The following is an 11,678-nucleotide window of genomic DNA, read 5'->3' as shown; positions in this document are numbered from 1 at the left end:
CCGCGGCGGGAAAAGAGGGTGACACCGGAAAGCCTACCCACGACCAAGGTCGATGGGCTTGATATGCATCAAGAGAACGTTAGCAAGCTCTTAATGCTCACTTAATATTCATGCAAGTGTTAGACGGTAAAGGGAAAACAGGCAGGAGAAAGTGGAAAGGAAAAGAGGGGCAGACAGTGTCCCGGAAGCCCGGAAAGCATCACGCCCCGCCGGTGGCCCGGCGGGGCGTGATACTCGAGGTCTAATGCGGCGGCGTCAGTGGGCCGTCGGCTGGGGATCGATGGTGCGGTGCAAGAGCTGCAACTCTTCGACGGAGAGGTGCTCCAGGCGGCCGGAAAGCAGATCGCTGACCTTCTGGGCCGGCAGGCCGGCGCGGCGGGCGATCTCTCGACATCCGAGGTCCGAGACGGCGATCAGCCGAGTCACGATGCGCATGAGGCGTGAACGTTTTTCCAGGTCCCTGACGTCGAGGTCAGGGCTGCTTCGCGGGGGGTCGGAAAGATCCGCGCTGTGGGTGTGACGTGCAGTACTCATGATGCTCCAGTGGGCGATTTCGACACGCACACTATGGCGGCTGTCTGGCGCTTTTGCCAGTGTCGATTCTATGATGCTTTCGTGGCATGGTTCGACAGGGCATGTGGGCCAGCTGGCCCACTCGGCAAGCGAGGCAAAATGCACGATTTCATCATCATCGGCGGCGGCATCCTGGGGATGTCTACCGCCATGCAGCTCAAGCAGACCTACCCCGACCGGCGCATGCTGCTGCTGGAGAAGGAGGCGGGGCCGGCACAGCATCAGACCGGCCACAACAGCGGGGTGATCCACGCCGGGGTCTACTACACTCCGGGCAGCCACAAGGCGCGCTTTTGCCTCGAGGGCAACCGGGCCACCAAGGCCTTCTGCGACGGCCACGACATCCCCTATGACACCTGTGGCAAGCTGCTGGTGGCCACCAACGAGCTGGAAATGGGGCGCATGGAGGCGCTGTGGGAGCGCACCGCGGCCAACGGCCTGGAGCGCGAGTGGCTCTCGGCCGGGGCGCTGGCCGAGCGCGAGCCCAACATCACCGGTGTCGGGGGTATCTTCGTGCCCTCCAGCGGCATCGTCGACTACGCCGAGGTCACCCGCGCCATGGCCGCCGAATTCGAGCGGATGGGCGGCGAGATTCGCTATGGCTGCAAGCTCACCGGCCTGGAGGAGCGCCGCCAGGAAGTGGTGGTGACCACCAGTACCGGCGAGTTCGCGGGGCACTATCTCGTGACCTGCTCGGGGCTGATGGCCGATCGGGTGATCCGTCTGCTGGGCCGCGACCCGGGCTTCACCATCTGCCCCTTCCGCGGCGAGTACTACCGGCTTCCGAAGCGCCACAACGCCATCGTCAACCACCTGATCTACCCGATTCCCGACCCCTCCATGCCGTTTCTGGGCGTGCACCTGACGCGCATGATCGACGGCAGCGTGACCGTCGGCCCCAATGCGGTGCTGGCATTCAAGCGCGAGGGCTATCGCAAGCGCGACATCTCGCTGGCCGATATGGCTCGGATGTTCACCAATCCCGGCATCCTCAAGGTGCTGGGCAAGAACCTGCGTCCGGGGCTTGTCGAGATGAAGAACTCCCTCTACAAGCGCGGCTATCTGGAGCTGGTGCGCAAGTACTGCCCGAGCCTGACCCTCGAGGATCTCGAGCCCTACCCGGCCGGGGTGCGCGCCCAGGCGGTCTCCCGCGACGGCAGGCTGGTGGACGACTTCCTGTTCGTCAACACCCGGCGCACGCTGAACGTGGGCAATGCACCCTCGCCGGCGGCCACCTCCGCTCTCCCCATCGGGGCGCACATCGTCGAACAGGTGAAGGCGATGGTGGAGGGGTGAACTTCAACTGGGCGACCTTGGTGGAATTGCCGAAAAAAAACAGAAACGTAGAAATCCGGGCGTTGGCCTCTCACGCAGGGGGCATGCTAGCTTTTCAACAGGCGCGATGATCTCCCGCGCCGATAACAACCCTACAAGATAATCGGGTTTCAGCCCGGAGGATTGCCATGCAAGCCATCAAGTACGCCGTTGCCGCCTCGCTGATCGCCACGGCCCCGCTGGCCGCGGCACAACAACTCTCCATCGCCACCGGTGGCACCGGCGGCACCTATTACCCCCTCGGCGGCGGCCTGGCCGAGCTGATCAACAATCACCTCGAGGGTGCCAGCGCGGTGGCCGAGGTCACCGGGGCTTCGGTAGAGAACATGGGCCTGGTGTGGCGCGGCGATTCCGACCTGGCCCTGGCGCTGGCGGATACCGTCTACCAGGCCCACAACGGCACCGGGGACTTCGAGGGCCGCCAGCTCGATAATATTCGCGCCCTGGCTTCGGTCTACCCCAACGCCGTGCAGCTGGTCGCCCTGGCCGATTCTGGCGTCGAGTCCCTCGAGGATCTGCGCGGCAAGCGCGTCTCCGTCGGCGCCCCGGGCAGCGGTACCGAGCTCAACGCTCGCGCCCTGCTGGAAGCCAACGGTATCAGCTATGACGACTTCACCCCCCAGCGCCTGAACTTCAACGAGACCGCCGACGCCATCCGCGACGGCGACATCGATGCCGGCTTCTGGAGCGTGGGCCCCCCCACCAGTTCGATCCTCAACCTGGCCACCACCCGTGACATCCGCCTGGTGGGTCTGAGCGAGGAAGAGGTGGCCAATGCTCGCGAGGCGGAGCCGGTATTCGCCCCCTACAACCTGCGGGCCGGCCTGTACGACGGCATGGACGAGGCCGTCCACACCATCAGCATCCCCAATGTCCTGGCGGTGAGCAGCGAGATGGACGAGGAAATGGCCTACCAGATCACCAAGATCCTCTTCGAATACACCGACGAGCTGATCGCGGTGCACCCGGCGGCCAACGACACCACCGTGGAGTTCAGCATCGACTCCACCCCGATCCCCTTCCATGACGGCGCCCTGCGCTACTATGAGGAGGTAGGCGCCGAGGTCCAGGACCACCAGCGCCAGTAATGTGACCGAGCCGGGCGCCCCGATGCGTGCCGCGATCCTGACCGCAAGCCGCCGCGCCCTCGGGCCGGCGGCTCTCTCGATGTGTCTGCTGCTGCTCGCTCCGCCGGCCCTGGCCGCGGAGGGATGGCTGGAGGTGCATGCCGACGACGGCCGCGTGATTGCCGCGCTGCCGATGCCCGAGGGCGAGGCTTGGTGCCTGGAGTGGAACCACTCCGTGGCAGGCTTCGCGGTGCTCGACTGCTATCGTCACAGTGAGGGCCGCATGGTGCTGGAGCGAAGCCACCAGCCCGACTTCGCCGCGGGTCTCGGCCATTTGCCGGGGCGAGGGCGACAGGTTTCCGACGGCGAAGGCGGCTACTGGATAGAGCAGATCGACGAGCCGGTGCCCGGCAATCGTTATCACCTGCGGGTCGGATCCCCGGAGGTCAACCACCGCCTGGTGGTCGGGGGTGAGCGTATCAGCCTTAGTCGCCTGGCCGCCAACCGCCGCGTCACTCTCCGCCTGACCCTATCGGACTGAAACACGACCCTTCGAGAGAAACACGATGAGCGATTCGGGCAACACACCCATTGTTCCCGGCAGCCAGGCGAACCATGCCCGGCCAGTGCTGTGGCTGATCACCCTGGTGGCGGTGGGGCTGTCGCTGTTCCAGCTCTACTCCGCCGGTATCCAACCGTTGGGACTGTTCTACCAGCGCAGCATTCACCTGATGCTGATCATGGTGCTGGCCTTCCTGATGTTTCCGGTGTTCGGACCCCATCGCCGGCGTGGTGGGCTGGGCTGGGCCATCGACTGCCTGTTCCTGGCCGGGGCCCTGCTGACCGGTGGCTACCTGGTGATCTACCTGGACGAGATCTTCGGACGCGCCGGGTTCTGGAGCCAGACCGATATCGTGGTAGGTTGCATCGCCGTGCTGACCGTGCTCGAGGCGGCGCGTCGGGCGGTGGGGCTGGGCATGACTATCATCGGGGTGATCGCCATCCTTTATGCCTTCTCCGGCCCCCGGGGGGAGCTGCCCTGGCTAGGACAGTGGCTGCCCGGCATCCTCGAGCACCGCGGCTACAACATCGACCGCGTGGTGGGCCAGCTCTACCTGGGGCAGGAGGGCATCTTCGGCCTGCCGCTCGGCGTGGCCGCGACCTACATCTTCATCTTCGTCCTGTTCGGCGCCTTCCTGGAGATCACCGGCGCCGGCAAGTTCTTCATCGATATGGCCTATGCGGCCACCGGTCGCCAGCGGGGCGGCCCCGCCAAGGCGGCGGTCATCGCTTCCGCTGGCATGGGCTCGATCTCCGGCAGCGCCATCGCCAACGTGGTGACCACCGGTGCCTTCACCATCCCACTGATGAAGCGGCTGGGCTACAAGCCCAAGCAGGCAGGCGGCATCGAGGCGGCGGCCTCCACCGGCGGGCAGATCATGCCGCCGCTGATGGGTGCGGGCGCCTTCCTGATTGCCGAGTACACCCGGATGCCTTACCTCGAGGTGGTCAAGGTCAGCATCGTGCCGGCCATCATGTACTTCGGCACCGTCTATCTCTTCGTGCACATCATCGCGCTGAAGCAGGGTATGCAGGGCATGGCCAGAAGCGAGTTGCCCCAGATGCGAGATGTGATGAAGGAAGGCTGGCACTTCCTGTTGCCTCTGGGGGTGCTGGTGTGGCTGCTGGTGATGAACATGTCGCCGATGCGGGTAGGCTACTACGCCGTTATCACCATGCTGGCGGTAGCGGTGCTGCGCTTTCTGGTGTGGTTCTTCTTCGTGGCACCGAAGCAGGGTGAGCCGGTGACCGCTGGGCGACTCGCCACTGCCACCGGCAACGGCCTGGTAAAGCTGATGCGGGGCCTGGAGTTGGGGGCACGCAATGCTGTGGCGGTCTCCATGGCCTGCGCGGTGGCGGGGATCATCGTCGGCATCGTCGGCCTCACTGGTCTGGGGCTGAAGTTCTCGGCGATGATGTTGGCCTTCTCCCAGGGCAATCTGCTTCTGGCACTGATCATGGTGCTGCTGGCCAGCCTGGTGCTGGGCATGGGCCTGCCGGTGACCGCCAGCTATATCGTGCTGATCGTGCTGGTGGGCCCGGCCCTGACCGCCGAGTTCGGCATTCCGCTGCTGATCGCCCATCTGGTGGTGTTCTGGTACTCCCAGGACTCCAACGTGACGCCACCGATTGCGCTGGCCGGCTTCGCCGGGGCGGCCATCGCCGGCAGCAAGCCCATGGAAACCGGTTTCCAGGCGTGGAAGTTCGCCAAGGGGCTCTATCTGATACCGCTGTTCATGGTCTACAACCCGGAGCTCATCATGGGTGGCCCGCCGCTGGTTGTGGTGTGGACGGCACTGACCGGCTTCCTGGCACTGGGGGCCTTTGCCGCCGCCCTGGAGGGCTATCTCTTTGTCCGTTTGGCCTGGCCACTGCGTGTGGTGCTGCTGCCGGCCATTGTGGCGGTCTTCTACCCGAACTTTGTGGTGGAGGCGGCCGGGGCGGCCGTGATGCTGGCGGTGATCGCTGGAAACTGGCTGGCCAGCCGCCGCGAGCGCAGCTGTCCGGCTAGTCAAGGTGACGGGGGAGGGCCGCGCGGCTAGAATGTGCGGCTTTCCTTTCCGCACAGAGGCAGTTGCCAAGGAGCATCCATGCAGTCCGAACAGTCGCCGAAGGTCGGCGTGATCATGGGGTCGAAGTCCGACTGGCCGGTGATGGAACACGCCGTGGCGATGCTCGAGCGCCTGGGCGTGTCCTTTGAGACCCGTGTCGTTTCCGCCCACCGCACTCCGGACCTGCTGTTCGACTATGCCAAGAGTGCGGCCGAGCGGGGCCTTCAGGTGATCGTGGCCGGCGCCGGCGGGGCGGCCCACCTGCCCGGCATGGTGGCCTCCCAGACCGCGCTGCCGGTGCTCGGCGTGCCGGTGGAGTCCAAGGCGCTCAAGGGCCTCGATTCGCTGCTCTCCATCGTGCAGATGCCCGGCGGCATCGCCGTGGGTACCCTGGCCATCGGCAAGGCCGGCGCCACCAACGCGGGCCTGCTGGCCGCCCAGATTGTCGGCCTGCAGGACGCCGAGGTGCGCGCTGCCGTGGAGGCCTTCCGCGCCGAGCAGACCCAGAGCGTGCTCGACCATCCTGACCCGCGGCCCGATCCGCGTCCCGATAGTGAGTGAGGAGAAGGGCATGGAAAGATCCATGAACATCGGCGTCCTCGGTGCCGGCCAGCTCGGCCGCATGCTGGCCCTGGCCGGCTACCCTCTGGCCAACCGCTTCACCTTCCTGGATACCACTGGCCATCCCAGCGCCGGCATCGGCGATGTCATGGTGTACACGGACCAGCACCATCTTCTCGATGACTTTCTTTCGAAGGTGGACCTCGTCACCTACGAGTTCGAGCACCTGCCGGTATCGCTGGTACGTGCCATCGAGGCGGTCAGGCCGGTCTACCCGTCCAGCGAGGCGATCCGCGTCTGCCAGAACCGCGCCGAGGAGAAGGCGCTGTTCGACCGACTGGGCATTCCCACCCCGGCCTATCGCCTGGTGGAGCACGCCGACGAGCTGGAGGCCGCGGCCCGCGAGCTGGGCTGCCCGGTGGTGGCCAAGTCGGTCACCGAAGGCTATGACGGCAAGGGCCAGGCGGTGATTCGTGACCCGGCCGAGTCCCATGAGGCTTGGCGCGCCATCAACCATCCGAAGCTGATCGTCGAGGCCTTCGTCGACTTCGTGCGCGAGGTATCGATCATCGCCGTGCGCGGCCGCGACGGCGAGGTGGTCTTCTACCCCATGGCCGAGAATCAGCACGTCGACGGCATCCTGCGCTACTCCATCGCGCCGATACCTGACCTGGACGACAGCGTGCAGCAGACCGCCGACGGCTATATCCGCGCGCTGCTCGACGAGCTGGACTATGTGGGCGTGCTGACCCTGGAGCTGTTCCAGAGCGCCGACGGCAGCCTGCTGGCCAACGAGATGGCGCCTCGCGTGCACAACTCCGGCCACTGGACCATGGACGGCGCGGTGACCAGCCAGTTCGAGAACCACCTGCGCGCCATCCAGGGGCTGCCGCTGGGCGACACGGCTGCCCGGATGCCCACCTGCATGGTCAACGTGATCGGCCGCGAGGGCGACCCGGCGGCCATCCTCGCCCTGCCGGACGCCCACCTGCATCGCTACGACAAGAGCGAGCGGCCCGGGCGCAAGCTTGCGCATATCAACCTGCTGGCGCCGACCCATGAGGCGCTGCTTTCGAAAGTGCGTGCCTGCACGGCCCTGCTGCCCGACGCCCCGGCGCCGCGCTTCAGCTTCGATTAGCCGCCCCCCGAACGCAGCAGGCCCCGCCATGAGCGGGGCCTGCTGCGTTCGGGGGGGCGGCAGGCGCGATCAGGCGCCGATGAGGCCGCTGTCCTCGCGGGTGATGACCAGGGTGGCCGAGCGCGGGATGGCGCTGCCGCCGTCCGGCCAGTGGCTCGCCAGGTCGCCCGCGGCGAAGGCCTCGGCCTCGGTGGTGGCGCCGGGGTGCTGCACGTTGACGAACATGGTGCGCTGGTCCGGGGTGGTGATCACGCCGGTGATCTCCTGGCCGACGGGGCCGGTGAGGAAGCGCTTGATCTCGCCGGTCTCGGGGTTGGCGGCGAGCATCTGGTTGTTGCCGAACACCTCGAAGATGCCGCCGTTCATCACCGATTCGCTGATGTCGGTCTGGATCCACACCCGGCGCTCCGGATCGATCCACAGGCCGTCGGGGCTGGCGAAGATGGCGTCCTGATCCAGGGGGGCGCCGGCCAGATCTCGGCTGTCGTCGCCGTCACCGGCCAGCACGAAGAGGTCCCAGGCGAAGCGGGTGCCGGCGTGGGTGCCCACTTCCTGCCAGCGGATGATATGCCCGAAGCTGTTGTCGGCGCGCGGGTTGGCGGCGTGCTCGTCGCCCTCCTCGCGGAGGGTGTTGTTGGTCAGGGTGAAGTAGACCTGGCCGGTGACCGGGTCCACGGCGCCCCACTCGGGGCGGTCCATCTTCGTGGCGCCGGCCTGGTCGGCGGCGGCCCGGGTGTTGACCAGGATATCGGCGAGATCCGCAAAGCCGTTCTCCGGGGTCAGGCCGCTCTCGCCCGGGGCCAGGGCCAGCCACTCGCCGCGGCCATCCTCGTGGAACTTCGCTACGTAGAGGATGCCCTCGTCGAGCAGCGAGCCGTCGGCGCTGGCGGCGTGGAAGGGGCGCGATGAGACGAACTTGTAGATGTACTCGAAGCGGGCGTCGTCGCCGGAGTAGGCCACCACCGGCTGACCCTCCACCGCCGGGGCGAAGATCACCCCCTCGTGGGCGAAGCGGCCCAGGTGAGTGCGCTTGATCGGCGTGGAGGCCGGGTCCATGGGGTCGACCTCCACCATCCAGCCGAAGGCATGGGGCTCGTTGCGGTAGTCCTCGGCGGGGGAGGCGCCGCGGGCGCTGGCATCGAAGCGCACGTATTCGTCGGCACCGCTGGCGGCGCGGTGCCACTGGTAACGGCCGGTGTCGCGGGTCTCGATACCGTAGCGGGCCTGGCGGCGGTCGATCTCGGCGTCGGTGTTGGCGAAGTAGCCGGCCCAGTTCTCCTCGGCGGCCAGATAGGTGTTCCAGGGGGTGACGCCGTGGGCGCAGTTGTTCAGGGTGCCGCGGGTCCGGGTGCCGTCCGGGCTGTATTTCGTCACCACATGCTCGGTGCCGGCCACCGGCCCGGCGAGTCGCATGGGCGTCAGGCCGGTGACGCGGCGGTTGCGGGCATCCTCCACCACCTGCCACTGGCCGTCGTCATCCTCGCGGATGCGCACGATGGTCACCCCGTGCGCGTTGAGCTCCTTGAGCACCTGGTCGTCGTCGCGGCTGCCGTCCGCGTTCTGCGGGAAGCCGCTGCGGTCCAGCGCCAGGCCGGCGGCCGCGGCGTGAAGGAAGCGCGGCTCCACGTACTCGTGGTTCATCACCAGCAGGCCGTCCCGGGAGCTGTCGTCCAGGGGGAAGAAGTGCATGCCGTCGTGGTGGCTGCCCACCTGATGGGCCTGCTCCTCGCCGCTGGCATCCAGCGAGAAGGCGGGCATGGCGCCGCTGATCGGGGTGCCCAGGGGCAGGATGGCCCGCACCCGGTAGCCCTCGGGGACCACCACGCTGTCGGCGGCGCTGACCGGAATCGCCTTGAAGCCGAGGCTCGGCGCCTTGGCACTGGCACCGCCGGCGGCGAAGGCGCTGCCGAAGGGCAGCTGGGTGGCCATGGCGCCGGCCACGGCGGCGGCCAGGCTGCCGCGCAGCATGCCGCGGCGGCTGATGCGGGCCTGCAGGATGTCGCCGAAGTAGCCGTTGGCCGAGGAGTTGCTCATGGGCTCGTCGCCGGCGGCGAGAATGGCATCGACGTGGCCGGGGTGCTGATGCAGGGTCATGGGGGCTCTCTCCAGTGGGGCGCGTGTCCGAACGCTGGGGGAAAACTTCGGTTGAGAGCATGACCTCGGGGTATTACATCAGCGTGTATGAATAAAGGCGGTTCGGTGACAGAGCCATCAACGACAAGGGCCCCGCCGAAGCGGGGCCCTTGTCTGCCATGGTGGGTGGTGTTGGTGTCAGCCGGCCCTGCGCTGGCTCATGATGCCGAGGGCCCCCAGGGCAATGCCGATGATCACCATCACGGCGATGACCCAGAGCGGGCTGTAGAAGGTGGTGTAGACCTCCCATCCCATCAGGCCGAGCACCGTTGAGAAAGCCGTGGTGGCGCCCACCAGGTGACCGCCCAGGGTGCCGGCGGAGGCAAACATCAATGCCCCTGTCAGTGCCAGGACTACCAGCACCCAGCGTCGGGCACCGTCGAAGGCGGCCTCGCCGGCTCGCCACACCAGCACGGTGAGCATGGTGAAGATGCCCAGGGACCAGAGCGCCATCAGGATATGGTTGCGCGCCAGCGGGCTAGCAAGATTGGCCGCCATGGGCCAGATCAGGAAGCCGATGATCAGGGTCGCCAGGGCGCCCAGCAGGCTGAGCACCAGCACCGGCAGCAGGGCGGCGCGGCTGAGTTCGGCCATGCGGCCGGGCAGGAAGGCGCCGACCAGGATCATCAGGGTGGCCAGCGCCCAGAAGCCCAGCGGGAAGTGAGAAAGCATGGCGTGAGTGCCGGTCATGAGCGGTCTCCTTGGCGAGTCGGGCGGAAGGCGGGTGCCAGCGCGAGGGTGACGCCAAGCATGGCGATCAGGCCCGCGATCAGGGTCATCAACCAGCGCGAGGTGATGGTGTCATTGAACTCCATCTCCACCCCGTAGAGGGCGAGCTGCTTCTCGCTGTGACGCGGACGTACCGGCTTGCCTTCGGCGATATCCTCGGCGCCGGCGTGGGCGCGGCTGTTAAGCAGCGGCCAGTCGACCTGACCGGGGTAGAACAGGGTCATCTCGAACCAGTCGGCCGACCAGTCCGGTGAGTCCCCGTCGAAGGCCATTGCCTGAAGGTCGGCCTCACGTCCCAGTCCCACCGTGTAGGGATGCGATACGTAGTGCCAGCGACTGCCGGTGGCGTTGCGATAGACGGCGATGCCGATGTCGTAGACGCCTTGTTCGCGGAACGCCTTGTCGTCCAGCGGGCTTCGGGTATCCATGTCGCGCACCAGGGTCACGTCCCAGTAGCCATCTTCCCAGCGGGCCTGGCCTTGCACCGCGATGTCGCCGCGGGAGCCGGCAGGCTGGCGCAGCAGGCGCCGCGGGATCACATCGCCGTTCTGCCAGTCGTGGTCGGGATCGAAATCTATACGATTGTCCTCCGACATGAAGTAGATACCGTCGAAATCGACCTGGCCCGAAGTCACGTCCTCCCAGCGCAGGGCGCGCTCGCCGGTCTGTTCAGGGTCGAGCATCCAGCGCGGCTGGCTGTTGTCGCCATCCCAGTTGGTGGTGAAGGGGCCGCTACCGGCATCGCCGTGGCGATACTCGCCGACCCACTGGTCATCGGAGGCGCCGATGGCATTGGAGCGCCCCGCGCGCCAGTGCCAGAGGTCCAGGAAGTACCCCGCCTCGCGCTGGGTCGCCAGCACGTCGGCGTCCACGACGCTGCGCCAGTCATTCTGGTCGGATCGCGTGGCGGGCAGGTACTTGCGGACATCGCTCTCGCCGAGTGTTTCGCCCAGGTGCGGATGCGCCTGCACGTCAGCCGGTGAAGCAGAGTTGCTGAAGAATCGCATCTGATCGCCGACGGTGATATAGCCGCCATAGCGGCCGAACTGTGGGACGCCACCGTCATCCACCAGCATGGAGACACGGTCCTCGTAGGTGCCGTCGGGGTCAGGCCCTGGCACCGAGCGGCCGTGGCGAATCCACTCACCGTCCTCGTAGCGCAGCATGTCGTGGTAGACATGGGGCTGTGATGCGGGCCAGCGATAGCGGAAGAAGATCTGTTCGCCGTTGTAGGCGGCCTGGACCTGCAGCGGCATGGTCAGCTCTTCGGGGATGTAGATATTACGCTCGAGGTCGTTCTCGATCACCCCGGTGCCCTGGGTGATCCAGGCCAGCCCGAGGGCAACCGGCAACCCGAGGACCAGCCAGGGACCCGCGCCCTTGTGGTGACTTGCCATAGGAACTCCTGCGTCAGGGAAATTAATGCCATTGTCGAATTCAGTATGGACCCGTTTGAGCAGACTTCCCTGATATAGATCAATATGGATGAGACAACGTGCCGCAGGCCTTGAAGCCTGCCGCCTGTCGGCG

10 protein-coding genes are annotated in these 11,678 nt (G+C 66.7%); 6 read left to right on the top strand and 4 right to left on the bottom strand.

Features of this window, described 5'->3' with window-relative positions:
- Positions 1-255 precede the first annotated feature (255 nt).
- A complete protein-coding gene (locus ACM26W_RS15655; protein WP_416137902.1) occupies positions 256-534 on the bottom strand; it encodes an XRE family transcriptional regulator in 279 nt (92 codons plus the stop codon).
- A 138-nt stretch (positions 535-672) separates the two neighbouring features.
- Between ACM26W_RS15655 and lhgO the strand changes: the two genes are divergently transcribed.
- The 6 genes from lhgO (at position 673) to ACM26W_RS15625 (ending at position 7,286) form a co-directional block, all read left to right on the top strand.
- A complete protein-coding gene (lhgO, locus tag ACM26W_RS15650) occupies positions 673-1,869 on the top strand; it encodes an L-2-hydroxyglutarate oxidase (protein WP_416137901.1) in 1,197 nt (398 codons plus the stop codon).
- 167 nt (positions 1,870-2,036) lie between these two features.
- Entirely contained in the window at positions 2,037-2,996 is a 960-nt protein-coding gene (locus tag ACM26W_RS15645) for a TAXI family TRAP transporter solute-binding subunit (RefSeq protein ID WP_416137900.1), read from the top strand.
- Positions 2,997-3,018: 22 nt separating this feature from the next.
- A complete protein-coding gene (locus tag ACM26W_RS15640) occupies positions 3,019-3,516 on the top strand; it encodes a DUF1850 domain-containing protein (protein ID WP_416137899.1) in 498 nt (165 codons plus the stop codon).
- A gap of 25 nt (positions 3,517-3,541) precedes the next feature.
- Positions 3,542-5,578: a TRAP transporter permease gene (locus ACM26W_RS15635; protein ID WP_416137898.1), complete on the top strand. Its 2,037-nt coding sequence runs from the start codon at positions 3,542-3,544 to the stop codon at positions 5,576-5,578.
- Positions 5,579-5,626: 48 nt separating this feature from the next.
- On the top strand, positions 5,627-6,148 hold the full coding sequence (purE, locus tag ACM26W_RS15630; protein ID WP_416137897.1) for a 5-(carboxyamino)imidazole ribonucleotide mutase: 522 nt from the start codon (positions 5,627-5,629) through the stop codon (positions 6,146-6,148).
- A 22-nt stretch (positions 6,149-6,170) separates the two neighbouring features.
- Positions 6,171-7,286 (top strand): 5-(carboxyamino)imidazole ribonucleotide synthase, encoded by a 1,116-nt coding sequence (locus ACM26W_RS15625; protein WP_416140908.1) that lies wholly within the window; start codon positions 6,171-6,173, stop codon positions 7,284-7,286.
- A gap of 69 nt (positions 7,287-7,355) precedes the next feature.
- Here ACM26W_RS15625 and ACM26W_RS15620 read toward each other — a convergent pair whose 3' ends face one another.
- The 3 genes from ACM26W_RS15620 to ACM26W_RS15610 form a co-directional block, all read right to left on the bottom strand.
- Positions 7,356-9,380: a PhoX family protein gene (locus ACM26W_RS15620; RefSeq protein WP_416137896.1), complete on the bottom strand. Its 2,025-nt coding sequence runs from the start codon at positions 9,378-9,380 to the stop codon at positions 7,356-7,358.
- Positions 9,381-9,557: 177 nt separating this feature from the next.
- The gene (locus tag ACM26W_RS15615; protein WP_416137895.1) at positions 9,558-10,109 is read right to left on the bottom strand and encodes a hypothetical protein; all 552 of its coding nucleotides are present in this window, start codon (positions 10,107-10,109) and stop codon (positions 9,558-9,560) included.
- Positions 10,106-11,545, bottom strand: coding sequence for an ethylbenzene dehydrogenase-related protein (locus ACM26W_RS15610; RefSeq protein ID WP_416137894.1), 1,440 nt, complete (start codon positions 11,543-11,545; stop codon positions 10,106-10,108). Before ACM26W_RS15610 ends, ACM26W_RS15615 begins: the two co-directional genes overlap by 4 nt.
- Positions 11,546-11,678: the final 133 nt, after the last annotated feature.

Source organism: Halomonas sp. HK25, from assembly GCF_047795635.1.
Lineage (GTDB): Bacteria > Pseudomonadota > Gammaproteobacteria > Pseudomonadales > Halomonadaceae > Halomonas.
The sequence above is the reverse complement of the archived record's forward strand: the minus strand, read 5'-3'. Positions and strand labels throughout refer to the sequence as shown.

Coding starts and splice junctions, on each gene's coding strand:
- ACM26W_RS15655 (WP_416137902.1), bottom strand. CDS start 534: ATGAGTACTGCACGTCACACCCACAGCGCGGATCTTTCCGACCCCCCG.
- lhgO (WP_416137901.1), top strand. CDS start 673: ATGCACGATTTCATCATCATCGGCGGCGGCATCCTGGGGATGTCTACC.
- ACM26W_RS15645 (WP_416137900.1), top strand. CDS start 2,037: ATGCAAGCCATCAAGTACGCCGTTGCCGCCTCGCTGATCGCCACGGCC.
- ACM26W_RS15640 (WP_416137899.1), top strand. CDS start 3,019: ATGCGTGCCGCGATCCTGACCGCAAGCCGCCGCGCCCTCGGGCCGGCG.
- ACM26W_RS15635 (WP_416137898.1), top strand. CDS start 3,542: ATGAGCGATTCGGGCAACACACCCATTGTTCCCGGCAGCCAGGCGAAC.
- purE (WP_416137897.1), top strand. CDS start 5,627: ATGCAGTCCGAACAGTCGCCGAAGGTCGGCGTGATCATGGGGTCGAAG.
- ACM26W_RS15625 (WP_416140908.1), top strand. CDS start 6,171: ATGAACATCGGCGTCCTCGGTGCCGGCCAGCTCGGCCGCATGCTGGCC.
- ACM26W_RS15620 (WP_416137896.1), bottom strand. CDS start 9,380: ATGACCCTGCATCAGCACCCCGGCCACGTCGATGCCATTCTCGCCGCC.
- ACM26W_RS15615 (WP_416137895.1), bottom strand. CDS start 10,109: ATGACCGGCACTCACGCCATGCTTTCTCACTTCCCGCTGGGCTTCTGG.
- ACM26W_RS15610 (WP_416137894.1), bottom strand. CDS start 11,545: ATGGCAAGTCACCACAAGGGCGCGGGTCCCTGGCTGGTCCTCGGGTTG.